The organism is Pigmentiphaga sp. GD03639 (assembly GCF_029845405.1).
In the GTDB taxonomy this organism is placed as follows: Bacteria; Pseudomonadota; Gammaproteobacteria; order Burkholderiales; family Burkholderiaceae_B; genus Pigmentiphaga; species Pigmentiphaga daeguensis.
In genome coordinates this window covers 1-16,929 of record NZ_JAOCLR010000037.1, presented here as the reverse complement: position 1 = coordinate 16,929, position 16,929 = coordinate 1, and the positions used below count along the sequence as shown (strand labels likewise).

Sequence of the window (16,929 nt, the reverse complement as noted above, 5' to 3'; positions counted from 1 at the left end):
CTCCCCTGCGCGAGGTATAGTTCGAGCCACTACTCTACTCTAATAAGAGAGACCGATTACTCGACGCAGGGAGGGGGAATGAAAGATAGCGGGAGATGGGTGGCAACTGGCGCCATCGCGATGCTGTTGTCAGGATGTGCGACGACTTCTGTTTTGATACCGGAGGGGTATGGCGGTCCGATTGCCACAATCAAGGACAACGCCGTTTCGGAAACAAAGAATCGAGGCCAGTTTTTTTATGTGGCCGAAATCGACGGAAAGCGGGTGGATAATGCGCTTCAAACCACTCGGGTGGCGAACAGTGGCGCTGGCTTTGCGCTGAGCCCCGTTCCCTTTGCCAGAGAGGTCCCGGTTCGCCCGATGACTCTCAAGCTGCAGGCACGGGTCGCCTACGGCGCACCCCTTCAAGCCATGGCCAATGCGACTACGCTGTACACGGCGGAATCCGTTCTTACCTTCACTCCGGAGCCGAACAAGAATTATCTGGTGACAGGAGCGCTCAATGAGAGTCAGCAGCTTGTCTGGCTTCAGGATGAGCAGGGAAACAAGCTGGCAGCAGATGCTTCGGCATCCAAGTGACGGAGCCGCCCGTGAATACTGTGAATAGAGTTTTCCCGCTGCCGTTTCCTGGTTTCAAGTCGATCGCCTGCACGGCGTTCGCGATCATGGCGGCAGGTTGTACCTCTCATCCATTGGTACAGGATTACGCCCCGCCGGTCTCGAGTTGCTGCGCCCGGGCTCAGGAGATCGCCTATTCGGAGTTGCCATTCGGTGGGAAGGTGGATATCGCTTTTGCTCCGTCATCGCCTACGTATGTGATCGAAGGTAAGCCGCGTCATGTTGGCGGCGTTCGTATTCCGTCAGCAGTCGACCCCTCTTCCTTGATTGTCACTACATATGGTTCTACGACTTATTTGCCGATGGCGACGGCCGTGGTGCCCGATTTCATTTTCCTAGATGAAGCCTTCCAGATCGTCGGTCGCGCTGTCGCGGATTATTCAGATTATCGGGGGCCGCTTGCCTCGGGCTCTTTCGGGCTCCAGACCCGGGTGCTGGTACCGGCAAAGACCCGCTATGTCATTGTTACGCCCGGACAGCCTACCCAAACCAAGCCCATAGGCTATGGAGGTGTGGGCCAGCGTTACTCCATGCCGCCCGCCGCGCTTGGCGAGATCTCATTGCAGTTGTACGGTCATTCGTGAAGCGAACGACGGGGTGCTTCTCCAGAAGCGCCCCGTTCCCCGTTATTGCTCCCTCCCCTGCAACGCCAGCGGATACTCGCCCCGGATCCGCCTGACCGCATCCTGCACGCCATTCCAGGCCGGCTGGCCGGTGAAGGACTCGCGCATGAACTGCACCACCGCCGCGACCTGCGCATCGTTCAGTGCATACGCATAGCCCGGCATGTGGCCGCCCCGCGGGTTGCCCGCATCGTGCTGGGTGCCGTTCAGGACGTAGCGGATCACGTTGTCGGGCTGGTCCAGGTTCAGCGAGGTGGCCAGCCACAGCGGCGGCTGGGCGCCGAACAGGTCGGGTCCGCCGGGACCGGGATGGTGGCAGGCCGCGCACGCGTTGGCGTAGATGCGGGCGCCCAGCGTGTCGGTGGTGGCCACGGCGGCCTGCGCCGCCGCCTCGCGCTGCGGCGGCGTGGGGCCGGTCTTGCCCTGGCCGGCCCCGGCCATCTGGCTGGCGATGTAGGTGGCCAGCGCACGGGTGTCGGACTCGGCGATCTGCGAGGTGCCGACGCGTACCACCGGGGTCATGGATGCGCCGGCCGCGCCATGCTGGTCCGAGTAGCCGGCGCGCAGGTAGTCGAACAGGGCCTGTTCGGTCCACGGTATCGGCGCCTTGGAGGACCCATTGAGCGCCGGGGCGATCCAGCCTTCGGCTTGGCCGCCGCCCAGGTGGTCCTTTCCGCTTTTTTCGGCGCCCAGCGCGTTGCGGGGCGTATGGCAGGCGCTGCAGTGGCCCAGCGCGACCGCCAGGTACTGGCCGCGGTTCCAGGCTTCCGATTCCGAGGCCACCTTGGCGACCGGATCGCGGTCCAGGAACAGCAGGTTCCACCCGGCCATCAGCATGCGCTGGTTGAAGGGGAACGGCAGATGGGTTTCCTGCGGCTGGTTGCGGACCGGCGGCTGGCTCATCATGTAGGCGTACAAGTCATGCATGTCCTCGTCGCTCATCTTGGTGAACGAGGTGTACGGGAAGGCCGGGTAGAGGTGCGTGCCGTCGCGGGCGATGCCGCGTCGCATGGCCCGCTCGAAGGCCTCGAACGACCATCCGCCTATGCCGGTCTCGGTATCGGGCGTGATGTTGGTCGAGACGATGACGCCGAAGGGCGTCTCCATGTGGAACCCGCCGGCGTTGGCCTGCCCGCCCGGCGCGGTATGGCAGACGACGCACATGCCGGCGGCTGCGACTTCCTGGCCGCGCCGGACTTGTTCTTCGGGGAATTGCCTGGTATCCACCGTCGCGGTGGGGATCTCCGGCTCATGCGCGATCAGCGCTGCGCCGGCCGCGACGACGACCAGCAGGATCACGATGGTCAGCAACCACTTGGCGGCGCGGCTCATTATTTGGTCTCCTTGTTGGCGGCGGCAAGGGCGGCCCGCACGCGTTCGGGCGTGAAGGGCGCTTCACGCAGGCGCAGGCCGGTGGCGTCGAAGATCGCGTTGGCGATGGCGGCGGGACCGGGAACGGACGCCGATTCGCCGGAGCCCAACGGCGGATTGCCGTTGGGCGGCATCAGTACCACGTCGACCTCGGGCAGCTCGGTGAACTTGAGGATGGGATAGGCGCCCCATTCCAGGCTGGAGACGCCGTTCTGGTCGAAGCTCACGCTTTCCTTCAGCGTGCGGCTGACGGTCTGGATGACGTTGCCTTGCACCTGGTGGCGCACGCCGTCGGGATTGATCATCAGGCCACAGTCCTGGCCCGCCACGACGCGGGTCACCCGTACCTTGCCGGTGTCCAGGTCGACCTCGACGTCGGCCACCCAGGCGCACCACGAGGCGCCCACGCCGGGGAAGGTGCCGTGCACGTACTGGTGCTGGGAGACGCCGCGGCCCTTGACGACGCCTTTGGTCGGGCGCTCGGCCGGCGCCTTGCGCGGCTGCCAGCCGGCCTTCTCGGCCACGGCCTTGAGCAGCGCGATGGGGCGCGGGTCCTCCATGAAGCGCAGGCGGAACTCGACCGGGTCGGCGCTCTCCTTGGCCGCGAGCTCGTCCATGAAGGATTCGTGGGCGAAAACGTTGGGCAGCGCGGCCACGCCGCGCATCCACGACGCGCGCACGATAGGCGCCATGTCCAGCGCCACGATGTCCAGGTCCGAGGCGCGGTACTGCGGGATGGCGGTGCGGTCGCCCATCTCGAACACCGTGGCCTCGGCCTTCTCTTTGCCCATCAGCAGCGAAGCCAGCAGCGGCGCGCCGTTGGAGGGATAGCGGGTGCCGAAGCGGTAGACCAGCGAATCGGAGCCGGCGACGCCGCCGTGCACGTCCATGGTCTGGGCCGTACCCTTGGGCTCCCAGGCGTGCTCTTCCTCGCGCATGTATTGCACGCGCACCGGCTGGCCCAGCTCGCGCGCCAGCACCGCGGCATCGGCCGAAGCGTCGTCGGCGCAGTTGCGGCCGTAGCAGCCCGAGGCCTCCATCCGCACGACGCGGATGCGGTCTTCCGGGATGTCGAGCATCTTGGCGATGTCGCTGTGCAGGTTATGGGGGTTCTGGCTGCCGCTCCAGACAGTCAGCTTCTGGTCCTTCCAGTCGGCCACGCCGCAGGACGGGCCGATGGAGCCGTGCATCTGGTAGGGCCACACGTAGGTCGCCTTCACCGTGTTCCTGGCCGATGCCAGAGCCTTGTCCGGGTCGCCCTTCCTGGCCAGGGGGCGCTGCTTGGAAGGCTGGGAGGCGAGCGCGTCGGTGAGCGAGGCCATGGAGCCCAGCGCCGGCGGCGCCTTCCATTTCACCTTCAGCAGGCGCGAGGCCAGGATGGCGTCTTCCTCGCGGCGCGCGACGACAGCCACGAAGTCCTTGATGACGACGACTTTCACCAGGGACTTCACCTTGGCCACCGAGGACTCGTCCACCGATTCCAGGCTGGTAGCCACCATGCCGCCCGAGTCGCGGCCCAGGTAGGGCGGCCGCACGATGCGCGCGTGCAGCATGCCCGGCAGGCGCACGTCGTGGACGTAGGTCAGCTTGCCGGCGACCTTGGCGGGAATGTCGACGCGCGGCACGGGGCTGCCGACGATGGTGTATTCCGAGACCGGCTTGAGCGGAACGTCGGCCGCCAGCGGCACCGACAGTGTCTTGTTCTCGATCAGTTCGCCGTAGGAGGCCAGGCGCTCGCCGCTGGCGCGCAGTACCTGGCCGTTGCGGGTGACGAGCGAGGAGACCGGCACGTCGTGGCGGCGCGCCGCCTCTTCCAGCAGGAATTGCCGGATCTGCGCCGCGGCCTTGCGCATGGGCACGGCCGACGCCTGTACCGAGTTGCTGGCGATGGTGGGACCCTGGTTGGGCGTCGCGTCGGTGTCGCCCAGCACCATGGTGACCTGGCTCATGCCGACGTCCAGTTCTTCGGCCACGATCTGCATGAACGCCGTGCGGATGCCGGTGCCCAGGTCGACGTGGCCGTTGCAGGCGCGGACGGTGCCGTCGGCCATCAGTTGCACATAGGCCGAGACGAGGGTCTTGTCCACCAGTTGCGAGCCGGCATCGGTGGCCGGGCCGGCGGCGGCCATGCCGCGCTTGACCAGGGCGGGGAACGTGAAAGTGACCGCGAGGCTGCCGGTGGCGGCCAGGAACTGGCGGCGCGAGAGGCGCGGGGCGTGCGAAGTCGTCTTCATTGCGCGCCCTCCGCCATGGCGGCCGTCATGGGCGCGGCCTTGCCTTGCAGTTCGGCGGCCCGCTGCACCGCCTTGATGATCTCGATGTGGGTGCCGCAGCGGCACAGGTTGTAGGCCAGCGCCTGCTTGATCTCGTCCACCGTGGGGCGCGGATTGCGGTCCAGCAGCGCCCGCGCGGCCATGATCATGCCGTTGATGCAGTAGCCGCACTGGGCGGCGTTTTCTTCGATGAACGCCTGCTGCACGGGATCGAGGGCGTCGCCCTTGGCCAGGCCCTCCAGGGTGACGATGGGGTTGCCCTGCACGCTGCCAGCGGGGATCAGGCATGAGCGCGCGGCCTTGCCGTCGATCAGCACCGTACAGGCGCCGCATTCGCCCAGTCCACAGCCGAATTTCGGTCCGTTCAAGGCCAGATCATTGCGCAGGATGTAGAGCAGCGGGGTGTCCTTGTCGGCTTCGACGGAATGCTCTCCGCCGTTCACCTGGAGTTTTAACGATGCCATGTTCGTTTCCTGTGTTGGTGGCGTTCAACCGGCCGGCTCGCGACGCGATGCGGAGCCACCATTACCCTAGCTGGACCATGGGCTGGCGAGGACACATAGGTGTGTCGACTTGTTGCCGGAGGGCCGTCTCGCGCGGACGGCGTCGCTGGAAAAGACCTAGGGTTTACACTGATCGTGACGTAAATGCAAACCGAGTGGCCGGTAATTAATGGCCGCAAGGAGCGGCACCGCGCCTTGACCGCCCGGCTCGCGGCGGCCTCAGCGCGTCATCGATTGCGTGACGTGGCGCCGGAAGTCCGCCAGCTTGGCCTTGAGCGCGCGCCGGTTGTCCGGGCCCATGCGCAGCAGGATCTTCTGCCCCGAGGTAAGCGATTCCAGGGCGGGGTCGGAGTATTCGTAACTTACCCACGGACGCTGGAGTTCCTTGGGGCCTTTCACCTCGGGCAGGTTCACGGCCACGGGCTCGGCCGGATCGGGCGTGGCCAGCAGCGTGTCGATCACGGCCACCAGGCGGTCGTTGAAGTAGCCGCGCGGATAGCCCAGGTCCTCGTAGGCCTTCTGGAACTGGGGATAGAGCTGCTTGTAGAGCGCGGCCGCCTTGTCGGTGCCGACGGCCGTGACGGCGGCCACGAAGGGCCGGTAGCGGTTGTAGTTGGCGGCGGCGATGCGTTCGCCGGGCGCCGCGCCCTCGACGGCGAAGCGGCCCTGCGTGGGGTTGACCGGCCAGACCCGCGGGGGCGCGTGCGGGCGGGCGAGATTGTCCACCGTGGCCACCGCGCGCTGGATGAAATGATCCAGGTTGAAGAAAGACAGCACGGCATCCCGGCCCAGGAGGCCGGTCATGGCCACGGTGATGTCGGGCGCGGCCGGCGGCTCGGCCGTCTCGGCGGCGGGGGGCGGTTCGATGGGGTGCTGGATCTCCGGCTCGGGCGGCGGCGGCGCGGGCGGTTCGGCGGATTCCGCGGCCGCCGGAGGAGACTCCGCCACGGACGCCGGCGGCTCTGGCTGTGGCCGCAGCCACAGGTAAAGGCCGGTGCCGATGGCTGCCAGGGCCAGCACCACGACGAGGGAAGACAGTCGGTTCATGGCGTGCCTATGTCGATTGAGTCCGGAAACACTGTACCAGCCGCGCGGAAGGGTTCACAGGCCGGTACGGGGTAGTTGCCGCATCGGCATCCCCGCGTGCGGAAAAGGCACGGAAGCCACGCCGCCATTTTTGTGTATTCTCGAAGATCGCAGCCTGCAACCGCCTTCCCCCCAACTCCACTGGATTCCCCATGTCTGACAGTCAAGCCCAACAGAACAAGGCGCCGGTGCGCCAAGAGCGTCACGACAACGTCGGCGTCATCGTGATCGACCGCCCCGAGCGGAAGAATGCCCTGAATGCCGAGGTCAAGGCCACGCTGGTGCGCTACCTGCGCGAGTTCGAGCAGGACCCGGCCATCGGCTGCATCGTGCTGACCGGCGCCGGCGGCTATTTCGTCGCGGGCTCGGACATCGTCGAGATGTCCACCATGCAGCCCACGGACCACGCCCTGCAGGGCGGCGACCAGGTATTCCACGTGCTGCGCGGGCTGGGCAAGCCGGTCATCGCGGCGGTCGAGGGTTTCGCGCTGGGAGGCGGATGCGAGCTGGCGCTGGCCTGCGACATCATCATCGCGGCCGAGGGCGCGAGCTTCGGCCAGCCCGAGATCAAGGTCGGTATCATTCCCGGCGGCGGCGGCACGCAGCGCCTGCTGCGCTCGGCGGGCAAGTACAAGACGCTGCTGTGGTCGCTGACGGGCGATCGCATCCCGGCCAGGACGGCCTATCACTCCAACATGGTCAGCGAACTCGTGCCCGACGGCACCGCGCTCGAACGCGCCCTGGCCATCGCGCGCCAGATCTGCGCCATGCCGCCGCTGGCGGTGCGCGCCATCCGCGATGCCGTGCGGCTGGGAGCGGACGCCAGCCTGGAAGCCGGGCTGGCCATCGAGCGCCGCGCCTTCGAGCGGCTGTTCGACAGCCAGGACCAGAAGGAAGGCATGCGCGCCTTCATCGAGAAGCGCGCCCCGGTGTTCAAGGGACGCTGATTCCCGCCGCCGCCGTGGCCGCTCGGGCCGCGGCGGCTCCGCTTTCCGCCCGGCCGATTCGCCGGCCGTCTTTTCATCCCTTCTCTTCCCTTCTCTTTCGTCCCGGCCCGTGACGACCCGCGCCGTCGTCCGCGCCGTCCCGAGCGCGTCGCCTCGGTTTCGAACATTGAATCATCATTCAAGGTTGAGTGAATTGATTCAACATTCAAGATTGAACGCCCGGATGCCAGTCCCTATCATGGCCCCGCCAACGAAACGGCCCGCTGCGTGACGCCTCTCGCCTCGCGCGGCGCGGACCACAGCGAGGAGACATGATGAAACATCCCTATCGCGCGGCGTTCGCCGCGGCGCTCATCGGTTGTTGCGCGGCCGCCGCCGCGTCCGCCCAGGACTATCCCAGCAAGCCCATACGCATCATCGTGCCGCTGCCGCCGGGCGGCTCGAACGACGTGCTGGCCCGCGTGCTGGGCGAGGAAATGTCGAAGACGCTCGGCCAGCCCTTCGTGGTGGAGAACAAGCCTGGCGCCGCCGGCAACATAGGCACCGACCAGGTGGCCAAGGCCAGGCCCGACGGCTATACGCTGGGAATCGCGCCCAACCAGACCGTGGCCGTCAACCCCGCGCTGTATCCCAAGCTGCCCTTCGACGTGCAGAAGGACCTGATGGGAATCGGCCTGATGGCCACGCTGCCCATGACGCTGGTCGTGCCCAGCCAGTCGAAGGCCGGTTCGATCGAGGAACTGATTGCCATGGCCAAGGCCGAGCCAGGCAAGCTGACCTATGCGTCGGCCGGTTCAGGCAGCCCGCAGCACATGTCGGCCGAGATCTTCCAGTCGCTGACTTCCACCCAGATGACCCACGTGCCCTACAAGGGCTCGAACCCGGCGCTGGTGGACGTGCTGGCGGGCACGGTGGACGTCATGTTCTGCCCCATCAATTCCGCGTTGCCCTACATCCAGAACGGCCGCCTCAGGGCGCTGGGCGTGACGGGTGCGCAGCGGCTGCAGACGCTGCCCGAGGTGCCCACCATTGCCGAGAAGGTGCCGAATTTCGCGAGCGACATCTGGATCGGGTTGATCGCGCCCGCCGGCACGCCGCCCGATATCGTGCAGAAGCTGAACGCCGAGCTGAACCGCGCGCTGAAGATGCCGGCGGTGCAGGCCAAGCTGGCCGAGCAGGGCATACAGGCCGCCACCAGCACGCCGGCCGAGCTGGACCGGATGATGCGCGACGACCGCAAGCGCTGGGCCGAGGTCATCAAGCGCGCCAACATCCGCGTCGATTGAATCTTCTCTCCGCCTTTTTCTTCATACACAGGAAACACCATGAAGTCCTCCACCGAATCGCTGGTGCGACGCGATGAACCCCAGCCGTGGGAACACGACGGCGTGGCATGGGGCAGCGACAGGATCGCCGACCTGCTGCGCGAGCTGGACATTCCCTATCTGATCCTGAACCCGGGGTCGAGCTATCGCGGCCTGCACGACAGCCTGGTCAACCACCTGGGCAACCGCCAGCCGCAGATGATCGTGGTGCTGCACGAAGAGCACGCGGTCGCCATCGCGCACGGCTATGCCAAGGTGACCGGCAAGCCGCTGGGCGCTGCGCTGCATGCGAACGTGGGCCTGATGCACGGGTCCATGGCCATCTACGATGCCTGGGTGGACCGCGCGCCGGTGATCATCCTGGGTGCGACCGGGCCGGTGGATGCGGCCAAGCGCCGGCCGTGGATAGACTGGATCCATACCGCGCAGGACCAGGGCGCCCTGGTGCGGCACTTCGTCAAGTGGGACGCCCAGCCCGCGTCCGTGCCCGCCGCGCTGGAAGCCCTGCTGCGCGCCCGCCAGATCGCGACCACGGCGCCGCACGGCCCGGTATACGTCTGTCTGGATGCGGCGGTGCAGGAGGCGCGCTGCGACGAGGACATCCCGCTGCCCGATCCCGCCCGCTACCTGCCGCCGCCGCCCGCCCGGCCGGCGGACGAGCAGGTGCGGCAGGCCGCGGCCTGGCTGTCGCAGGCGAAGCGCCCCGTCATCCTGGCCGGACGGGTGTCGCGCTCCGAGGAAGGCTGGGCCGCGCGCGTGCGCCTGGCCGAGACCCTGCGGGCGCAGGTGCTGACCGACCTGAAGGTGGGCGCCGCCTTCCCCACCGATCATCCGCTGCATGCAGCGCCCAGCGGCATGTTCCTGCATCCCGAGGCGCAGAAGGTGCTGCGCGAGGCCGACGTGGTGCTGAGCCTGGACTGGCTGGACCTGGCGGGTACGCTCAAGCAGGCCTGGGGCGCCGACCCGGTGGGCAGCCGCGTCATCCAGGTGTCGGTGGACCACTACAGCCACAACGGCTGGAGCATGGACCACCAGGGCCTGCCGCCGGTCGATCTCTTCCTGTTGTCCGAACCCGAACCCGCGGTCGCGCTGCTGAACGAACACGTGACGCCGCGCCGCGAGCAGGCGCCTGCGGCGGCGCCGGTGCGGCGCCCCGAAATACCCGGAGACCCGGCCGCGCCCATGACCGTGCCCACCGTGGCCGCCGTGTTGCGCAAGGTGCTGGGCGATGCGCCGACGTGCCTGACGCGCCTGCCGCTCAGCTGGAGCGGCGAGTTCTGGGACTTCCGGCATCCGCTGGATTTCGTCGGCTACGACGGCGGCGGCGGCGTGGGCTCGGGCCCCGGCATGGCGATCGGATCGGCGCTGGCGCTCAAGGGCGGCGATCGCCTGCCGGTAGCGCTGATCGGCGACGGCGACTACATGATGGGCGTGAACGCGCTGTGGACGGCCGCCCATGCCGGCATCCCCATGTTGATGATCGTCTGCAACAACCGCTCGTTCTTCAACGACGAGGTCCACCAGGAACGCGTGGCGCGCCAGCGCGGCCGGCCGGTCGAGAACCGCTGGGTAGGACAGCGGATCGACGAGCCCGCCCCCGACCTGGCGGCGATCGCGCGGGCACAGGGGCTGATCGGCATCGGGCCGGTCCGGCGCGCGGACGAGCTCGAGCGCGTCCTGGCCGAGGCCGTCGCGACGGTCAGGCAGGGCGGCATCGTGGTCGTCGATGCCATCGTCCAGCCCGGCTACAACCCCGCCATGACCGCGGGCCTGACCCGTTCCAGCCACTAGCTTCCGCTTTTTTCAAGAGAGTCTTCCATGCGTGCTCACGAGATCCCCCCGGGCATACTTCCCACCCGGCGCAGCCTGTACTACGGCGGCGCCTGGCACGAACCGGCCTCCGGCCTGTATGCCGACACCATCAATCCCGCCTATGACGAAGCCATCACCCAGGCTCCGGTGGCGGGCGCGGACGACGTGGACGCCGCCGTGCGCGCGGCCCAGGCCGCGTTTCCGGCCTGGGCCAGCCTGCCGCCCGCGCGCCGGGCCGACTACCTGCGCCGCGCCGCCGCCGTCCTGCGCGAACACGCGCTGCCGCTGGCGCAGCTCGATTCGCTGAACAACGGGAATCCCGTCTCCGCCCTGTTGAACGATGCCGGTTTCGCCGCCGACGGCCTGGAGTACTTCGCCGGCCTGGCCGCCGAGGTCAAGGGCGAGACGATACCCATGGGCGACGGCAACCTGAACTACACCGTGCGCGAGCCCATGGGCGTGATCGCCCGCATCGTCGCCTACAACCATCCGCTGATGTTCGCGGCGCTGCGCATCGCGGCGCCGCTGGCCGCGGGCAACACGGTGGTGGTCAAGGCGCCCGACCAGGCGCCGCTGTCCATCATCCGGCTGGCCGAGCTGGTGGGCGACATCTTCCCGCCGGGCGTGGTGAACTTCCTGTGCGGCGGCCGCGAATGCGGCGACGCCATGTCGCGGCATCCGCTGGTGCGCAAGGTCACGCTGATCGGCGGCGTGCCGACCGGCAAGGCGGTCATGGAGACGGCGGCCCGCGACTTGAAGCCCGTGCTGCTGGAGCTGGGCGGCAAGAACGCGCTGATCGCCTATCCGGATGCCGATCTCGACAAGCTGGTGCAGGGCATCATCGGCGGCATGAACTTCACCTGGTCGGGCCAGAGTTGCGGCTCCACCAGCAGGGTCTTCCTGCACGAGTCCATCCACGACCGCGTGCTCGAGGCCGTGGCCCGCCTGCTGCCCGAGCGCCACAAGCCCGGCATCCCCATCGACCCGGCCACCACCATGGGGGCGCTGGTCAGCCGGGCGCAATTGCAGAAGGTCGAGGGCTTCGTCGCTTCCGCCCTGGAGGAAGGGGCGCGGCTGGTGAGCGGTGGCAAGCGGCCCGCCGACCCCGCGCTGGCGCAAGGGTTCTTCTTCGAGCCGACGGTGTTCGCCGACGTGCAGCCGCACATGCGGCTGGCGCGCGAGGAAGTCTTCGGTCCCATCCTGTCGGTCTTCAAGTGGCGCGACGAGGATGCGCTGTTCGAGCAGGTGAACGGCGTCGATTTCGGGCTGACGGGATCGATCTGGACCCGCGACCTGGACACGGCACACCGGGCCGCACGGCGCATGACGACGGGCTATGTGTGGATCAACAACACCAGCCAGCATTTCCTGGGCGCGCCCTTCGGCGGCGTCAAGCAGTCGGGCATCGGCCGCGAGGAATGCTTCGCCGAATTGCTGGAGTTCACCTACACCAAGAACGTGAACGTCAAGCTGGGCTGATCATTGCTGCTCGAAGCGGGCGAACCGCCGGTCGATGAACTGGCGCTCGCTCGCCAGGTCGTCCACGCGCGCCTGGGGCGGGCCCTGGCGCATCCATTCGAGCATCTGGTCGACCTGGTCGGGCGTGCCCTGCACCAGCGCCTCGACCGAGCCGTCGTCATTGTTGCGCACCCAGCCGCCCACGCCTACCAGGTGGGCGCGCCGGACCGTGGCCAGGCGATAGCCGACGCCCTGGACCCTGCCGGTCACGCGGACGAGTACGGTTTCCAGGGGGGCGGTGCTGTCGAGTTCTTGCATGGATCGATTCGAAAATGGCTGGGGAATCGAGTCTACCAGCGGAAAACGTGCCCGCCGGCGTTGGATCAGATAAGGCTTCGTGCGGAATAATGTCGTCATGACCGCATCCGCTTCTTCCCCTTCCCTGAGTCCCGGCCTCGTCTGGCTGATGTCCATCGCCACCGGCTTGACCGTGGCGGCCAATTACTATGCCCAGCCGTTGCTGCACGTGATCGCCGGCGACCTCGGCCTGTCCGTGCCCGAGGCCGGCTCCATCGTGACGGCGGCCCAGGTCAGCTACGCGGTGGGACTGTTCCTGCTGGTCCCGCTGGGCGATCTGCTGGACCGGCGCAACCTGATCTTCGTGATGACGCTGCTGGCCGCCGGCGGGCTGTGCGCCAGCGCGCTGGCCGGCAACCTGCCGGTCCTGCTGGCCGGCACGACCGTGGCCGGGCTGTTCTCGGTGGTCGCCCAGGTGCTGGTGCCCTTCGGCGCCACGCTGGCGGCGCCGAACGAACGCGGCAGGGTGGTGGGCACGCTGATGAGCGGCCTGCTGCTGGGCATCCTGCTGGCGCGCACCTTCGCGGGACTGGTGGCGGCGCTGGGCAACTGGCGCCTGGTCTACGGGATCGCCGCGCTCCTGATGGCCGCGCTGGCCTTCATCCTGCGCCGCTCGCTGCCGCACCATCCGGCGCAGGCGGCCGGCATGCCGTATCCCCGGCTGATCGCATCGATCGCGGCGCTGTTCGCCCAGGAGCCGGTGTTGCGCACCCGTGCCCTGCTCGGCGCCCTGACCTTTTCCAGCTTCGCCATGTTCTGGACGTCGCTGGCCTTCCTGCTGTCGGCGCCGCCGTTCGGCTATTCCACCTTCACCATCGGCCTGTTCGGCCTGGCGGGCGCGGCCGGCGCGCTGGCGGCCGCCCGGGTGGGGCGGCTGGCCGACCGCGGCAGGGGCGAGACCGCCACGCGCTTCGGCCTGGCGGTGCTGCTGGTGTCGTGGCTGCCCATCGTGCTCGGCCAGTATTCCGTGGCGCTGCTGGTGGTCGGCGTGATCCTGATGGACCTGGGCGCGCAGGCCTCGCACATCAGCAACCAGAACGCCATCTATCGCATCCGCCCCGAGGCGCGCGGCCGCCTGACGGCGGCCTACATGACGAGCTACTTCATCGGCGGCTCGCTGGGCTCGCTGGCATCGGCCTGGCTATACGCGCATGCCGGCTGGCATGGCGTGTCGATCGGCGGCGCCGTGGCCGCGCTGGCCGCCGCGGCGGCCTGGACCCTGCGGCCGCGCGCATCCAGGGCCGTATCCCCGTCCGCCCGCTAGCGGCGCGTGTTGCCGCCCCTTACAGGCGCGCGCCGCGCGCCATGCTAGCCTGTGTCGGATTCTTCCCGGACGACGAACATGGCCGATTCCATCCCCCAGCAGCGCTGGGCCGTGCTGCGGGCCGCGCGGCTGATCCCCGTCCTGCGCTACCAGGACGCCGAGACCGCCCTTTACGCCGCGCAGGTGGCTTTGCGCGCCGGCTGCCGGGGCATCGAGCTGACCTGGACCATTCCCGGCGTGCTGGATGTCCTGCGATCGCTGCGGACCGAGGCCGAACGGGCCGGCCACGCGGACGTGCTGATAGGCGTGGGCACCGTGCTGGATGCCGAGCAGGCCCGCTCGGCCCTGGAAGCGGGCGCCGATTTCCTGGTCGCGCCGGGCGTCGTGCCGGCGCTGGTGGAACTGGCGGGCGCGGCGGGCGCCCTGAGCATGCTGGGCGCGTTCACGCCCACCGAGATCCTGGCGGCGAAGGCGGCCGGCGCCGACGTGGTGAAGATCTTTCCCGCCGGCACCGGCGGCCCGGGCCACCTGGCGGCGGTGAAGGCGGTCTTCCCCGACACGCTGTTCTGCCCGACCGGGGGCGTGACGCGCGAGAACATGTCCGCCTATTACCGCGCCGGCGCCGATATCGTCGGCATGGGCAGCAACCTGTTCGACAAGGCGCGGCTGGCCGCGCGCGACACCGAGGCGCTGGTGGCGTCGCTCCAGGCCACGCTCCAGGACGCCGCGGCCGCCTGACCGGATCGAATCAGGTGGCCTGCTCCGCGGCCTGGTAGGGCTTGAGCTCGTCGCCGCCCGCGGTGCTTTCCTGCTGCCGGCGCCACATGGCCGCATAGGCCCCGTCCAGCGTCAACAACTGGTGATGGCGGCCGCGCTCCACCACCCGGCCGCCGTCCAGCACGATGATCTCGTCGGCGTCGATGATGGTGGACAGGCGGTGGGCGATGGTCAGCGTGGTGCGTCCGCGGCTGACCTCGCGCAGGTTGCCCTGGATCTCGCGTTCGGTGTGCGTGTCCAGCGCGCTGGTGGCCTCGTCGAATACCAGCACCGCCGGCCGCTTCAGGATGGTGCGGGCGATCGCCACGCGCTGCTTCTCGCCGCCGGAGAGCTTCAGTCCGCGTTCGCCCACCACGGTCTGGTAGCCGTCGGGCATGGCCAGGATGAAATCGTGGATGTGGGCCAGGCGCGCGGCTTCCTCGATCTCGGTCTGGGTCGCGCCCGGGCGCCCGTAGGCGATGTTGTAGTAGATGGTGTCGTTGAACAGCACGGTGTCCTGCGGCACGATGCCGATGGCCGCGCGCAGGCTGGACTGGCTGATCTTGCGGATGTCCTGGCCGTCTATCAGGATCGCGCCGCCGCTGACGTCGTAGAAGCGGAACAGCAGCCGGCTCAGGGTGGACTTGCCCGCGCCCGACGAGCCCACCACGGCCACCGTCCTGCCCGCGGGTATGGTGAAGCTGACGTCCTTCAGGATCAGGCGCCGCGGATCATAGCCGAACACCACGTGGCGGAACTCGACGGTGGCGCCGTCCACGCGCAGGTCGGGCGCGCCGGGCTCGTCGGCGATCTCGCGGTCTTCCGACAGCAGCTCGAACATGCGGTCCATGTCGATCAGCGATTGCTTGATCTCGCGGTAGACGAAGCCGAAGAAGTTCAGCGGCTGGTAGAGCTGTAGCAGGTAGGCGTTGACCAGCACGAAGTCGCCGATGCTCAGGCGGCCGGCGACGATGCCGCGCGCCGCCATCCACATCACCACGGTCAGGCCGACCGAGATGATCGCGGCCTGGCCGATGTTCAGCAGCGACAGGCTGACCTGGCTCTTGACCGCCGCGCGCTCGTAGCGGCCCAGCGCGTGGTCGTAGCGCCGCGCCTCGTGTTCCTCGTTGCCGAAGTACTTCACGGTCTCGTAGTTGAGCAGGCTGTCGATGGCCTTGGTGTTGGCCTCGGAGTCGGTCTCGTTCATCTGGCGCCGGAACTTCGTGCGCCATTCGGTGACGAGCAGCGTGTAGGCGATGTACAGCACCACCGTGACCAGGGTCGCCAGCGCGAACCAGGCGTCGAACATGTGCCACAGGATCACGGTGACCAGCCCGATCTCGAACAGCGTGGGCAGCACGTTGAACAGCATGTAGGACAGCAGCGTGCTGATCGCCCGCGTGCCGCGCTCGATGGAACGCGTGAGCCCGCCGGTCTGGCGGGCCAGGTGGAAGCGCAGCGCCAGCCCGTGCAGGTGGCGGAACACCTGCAGGCCGACGACGCGGATGGCGTTCTGCGCCACGCGCGCGAACACCGCGTCGCGCAGTTCCGAGAACACCAGCGACAGGACGCGGGCGCCGCCGTAGGCCAGGATCATCCCCACCGGGATGGCCAGCGCGGCGGCCGCCGTGCCGCCCAGGGCGTCCACCGCCGACTTGTAGAAGATGGGGACGTAGACGTTGGCGACCTTGGCGGCGACCAGCAGTGCCAGGGCGGCCACGATGCGCAGGCGCAGCCGGGGCGCGTGGGCCGGCCACAGGTAGGGGAGCAGGGTGCGCAGGGTGGCCAGGCCGCCGCCGGGGCGGCGCGCAGGAGCAGGTGTGTTCAAAGCGTGTTTCCAGGAAGCAATGTTGGCAACGATACGCCTGTTCGGATATCCAGGCTCGTTTACCCCATGGGGATGCGCCGACGCGGGGGCGGCGACGGCAGCCGTTTGCGTTGTCTCAGCCGGCGAGAATTCCGTTTGACCGCTTCCCGCCCGGATTCCAGTATTCGCACGACAAACCACCCGGGAAAAGGGGAGACAACCATGGAATCAGACATTTCTGGCGTTCGCGCGCGCCGGCGCGCATGCCGCGTGCTGGCCTGCCTGCCGGTCCTGGCATGCGCCGCGCTGTTCGTGGGCGCGGTGCCGGCGGCGGCCGAGCCTTTCGACGGTGGCCGCGTGACCATCGTGGTGTCCGGCCGTGCCGGCAGCTCGTTCGACAACGCCGCGCGACTGGTGGCCGAACCCTTGTCCAAGGAGTGGGGCGTGCCGGTGGTCGTGGACAACCGCGCCGGCGCTTCCGGCGTCATCGGCGCCGCCCACGTGGCCAAGTCGCCGCCCGACGGCCGCACCATGCTGCTGGGCACCACACCCTACGTGCAGGCGCCGCACCTGCTGCGCTCGGCCGGCTACGACCCGGTGGCCAGCTTCGTGCCGGTGGCCCAGCTCTTCACCGCCCAGCTTTGGCTGGGCGTGAACGCCGGGCTGCCCGTCAAGACAGTCAAGGAGTTCGCCGCGTACGCGGCGCGGCCTGGCGCCCAGTTGTCGTTC

The 16,929-nt window shown here is 68.4% G+C and carries 15 protein-coding genes; 9 read left to right on the top strand and 6 right to left on the bottom strand.

Annotated elements, in window-relative coordinates; genetic code table 11:
- The first annotated feature begins 78 nt into the window (after positions 1–78).
- Both N5K27_RS25475 and N5K27_RS25470 read left to right on the top strand, forming a co-directional pair.
- On the top strand, positions 79–579 hold the full coding sequence (locus N5K27_RS25475; RefSeq protein WP_279820112.1) for a hypothetical protein: 501 nt from the start codon (positions 79–81) through the stop codon (positions 577–579).
- 11 nt (positions 580–590) lie between these two features.
- Complete coding sequence (locus tag N5K27_RS25470) at positions 591–1,202, top strand: hypothetical protein (RefSeq protein WP_279820109.1); 612 nt, start codon at positions 591–593, stop codon at positions 1,200–1,202.
- Positions 1,203–1,244: 42 nt separating this feature from the next.
- On the opposite strand, the gene N5K27_RS25465 is transcribed toward N5K27_RS25470, so the two are convergent.
- From N5K27_RS25465 to N5K27_RS25450, 4 genes are all read right to left on the bottom strand, one after another.
- Positions 1,245–2,573, bottom strand: coding sequence for a cytochrome c (locus N5K27_RS25465; RefSeq protein ID WP_279820106.1), 1,329 nt, complete (start codon positions 2,571–2,573; stop codon positions 1,245–1,247).
- Complete coding sequence (locus N5K27_RS25460; RefSeq protein WP_165963259.1) at positions 2,573–4,846, bottom strand: molybdopterin cofactor-binding domain-containing protein; 2,274 nt, start codon at positions 4,844–4,846, stop codon at positions 2,573–2,575. Before N5K27_RS25460 ends, N5K27_RS25465 begins: the two co-directional genes overlap by 1 nt.
- Positions 4,843–5,349, bottom strand: coding sequence for a (2Fe-2S)-binding protein (locus N5K27_RS25455; protein ID WP_087838986.1), 507 nt, complete (start codon positions 5,347–5,349; stop codon positions 4,843–4,845). Before N5K27_RS25455 ends, N5K27_RS25460 begins: the two co-directional genes overlap by 4 nt.
- Positions 5,350–5,607: 258 nt before the next feature.
- Positions 5,608–6,435 carry a DUF3014 domain-containing protein gene (locus N5K27_RS25450; protein WP_087838985.1) on the bottom strand — a complete coding sequence of 276 codons (828 nt, stop codon included), beginning with the start codon at positions 6,433–6,435 and terminating at the stop codon, positions 5,608–5,610.
- A 191-nt stretch (positions 6,436–6,626) separates the two neighbouring features.
- Here N5K27_RS25450 and N5K27_RS25445 point away from each other — a divergent pair, with 191 nt between their 5' ends.
- The 4 genes from N5K27_RS25445 (at position 6,627) to N5K27_RS25430 (ending at position 12,037) form a co-directional block, all read left to right on the top strand.
- Complete coding sequence (locus N5K27_RS25445) at positions 6,627–7,421, top strand: enoyl-CoA hydratase-related protein (protein WP_087838984.1); 795 nt, start codon at positions 6,627–6,629, stop codon at positions 7,419–7,421.
- A 311-nt stretch (positions 7,422–7,732) separates the two neighbouring features.
- Positions 7,733–8,707, top strand: a complete 975-nt coding sequence (locus tag N5K27_RS25440; protein ID WP_087838983.1) for a tripartite tricarboxylate transporter substrate binding protein — start codon at positions 7,733–7,735, stop codon at positions 8,705–8,707.
- Between the two features lie 39 nt (positions 8,708–8,746).
- Positions 8,747–10,537, top strand: coding sequence for a thiamine pyrophosphate-binding protein (locus tag N5K27_RS25435; protein WP_132980256.1), 1,791 nt, complete (start codon positions 8,747–8,749; stop codon positions 10,535–10,537).
- 27 nt (positions 10,538–10,564) lie between these two features.
- Positions 10,565–12,037, top strand: coding sequence for an aldehyde dehydrogenase family protein (locus N5K27_RS25430; RefSeq protein ID WP_087838981.1), 1,473 nt, complete (start codon positions 10,565–10,567; stop codon positions 12,035–12,037).
- Here the strand turns inward: N5K27_RS25430 and N5K27_RS25425 are convergent, their stop codons facing one another.
- Positions 12,038–12,334, bottom strand: a complete 297-nt coding sequence (locus tag N5K27_RS25425) for an acylphosphatase (RefSeq protein ID WP_087838980.1) — start codon at positions 12,332–12,334, stop codon at positions 12,038–12,040.
- Positions 12,335–12,431: 97 nt separating this feature from the next.
- Between N5K27_RS25425 and N5K27_RS25420 the strand changes: the two genes are divergently transcribed.
- Together N5K27_RS25420 and N5K27_RS25415 are read left to right on the top strand one after the other, a co-directional pair.
- Entirely contained in the window at positions 12,432–13,637 is a 1,206-nt protein-coding gene (locus N5K27_RS25420; protein WP_087838979.1) for an MFS transporter, read from the top strand.
- Between the two features lie 78 nt (positions 13,638–13,715).
- A complete protein-coding gene (locus N5K27_RS25415; protein ID WP_087838978.1) occupies positions 13,716–14,375 on the top strand; it encodes a bifunctional 4-hydroxy-2-oxoglutarate aldolase/2-dehydro-3-deoxy-phosphogluconate aldolase in 660 nt (219 codons plus the stop codon).
- A 10-nt stretch (positions 14,376–14,385) separates the two neighbouring features.
- Here the strand turns inward: N5K27_RS25415 and N5K27_RS25410 are convergent, their stop codons facing one another.
- Positions 14,386–16,221, bottom strand: coding sequence for an ABC transporter ATP-binding protein/permease (locus N5K27_RS25410; RefSeq protein ID WP_243724604.1), 1,836 nt, complete (start codon positions 16,219–16,221; stop codon positions 14,386–14,388).
- Between the two features lie 201 nt (positions 16,222–16,422).
- Between N5K27_RS25410 and N5K27_RS25405 the strand changes: the two genes are divergently transcribed.
- A partial coding sequence (locus tag N5K27_RS25405; RefSeq protein WP_279820091.1) for a tripartite tricarboxylate transporter substrate-binding protein occupies positions 16,423–16,929 on the top strand: 507 nt, incomplete at its 3' end.

What these genes read in the sequence shown, in the direction of transcription:
- N5K27_RS25475 (WP_279820112.1), top strand. Translation starts at nt 79, where the DNA reads ATGAAAGATAGCGGGAGATGGGTGGCAACTGGCGCCATCGCGATGCTG.
- N5K27_RS25465 (WP_279820106.1), bottom strand. Translation starts at nt 2,573, where the DNA reads ATGAGCCGCGCCGCCAAGTGGTTGCTGACCATCGTGATCCTGCTGGTC.
- N5K27_RS25460 (WP_165963259.1), bottom strand. Translation starts at nt 4,846, where the DNA reads ATGAAGACGACTTCGCACGCCCCGCGCCTCTCGCGCCGCCAGTTCCTG.
- N5K27_RS25455 (WP_087838986.1), bottom strand. Translation starts at nt 5,349, where the DNA reads ATGGCATCGTTAAAACTCCAGGTGAACGGCGGAGAGCATTCCGTCGAA.
- N5K27_RS25450 (WP_087838985.1), bottom strand. Translation starts at nt 6,435, where the DNA reads ATGAACCGACTGTCTTCCCTCGTCGTGGTGCTGGCCCTGGCAGCCATC.
- N5K27_RS25445 (WP_087838984.1), top strand. Translation starts at nt 6,627, where the DNA reads ATGTCTGACAGTCAAGCCCAACAGAACAAGGCGCCGGTGCGCCAAGAG.
- N5K27_RS25440 (WP_087838983.1), top strand. Translation starts at nt 7,733, where the DNA reads ATGATGAAACATCCCTATCGCGCGGCGTTCGCCGCGGCGCTCATCGGT.
- N5K27_RS25435 (WP_132980256.1), top strand. Translation starts at nt 8,747, where the DNA reads ATGAAGTCCTCCACCGAATCGCTGGTGCGACGCGATGAACCCCAGCCG.
- N5K27_RS25430 (WP_087838981.1), top strand. Translation starts at nt 10,565, where the DNA reads ATGCGTGCTCACGAGATCCCCCCGGGCATACTTCCCACCCGGCGCAGC.
- N5K27_RS25425 (WP_087838980.1), bottom strand. Translation starts at nt 12,334, where the DNA reads ATGCAAGAACTCGACAGCACCGCCCCCCTGGAAACCGTACTCGTCCGC.
- N5K27_RS25420 (WP_087838979.1), top strand. Translation starts at nt 12,432, where the DNA reads ATGACCGCATCCGCTTCTTCCCCTTCCCTGAGTCCCGGCCTCGTCTGG.
- N5K27_RS25415 (WP_087838978.1), top strand. Translation starts at nt 13,716, where the DNA reads ATGGCCGATTCCATCCCCCAGCAGCGCTGGGCCGTGCTGCGGGCCGCG.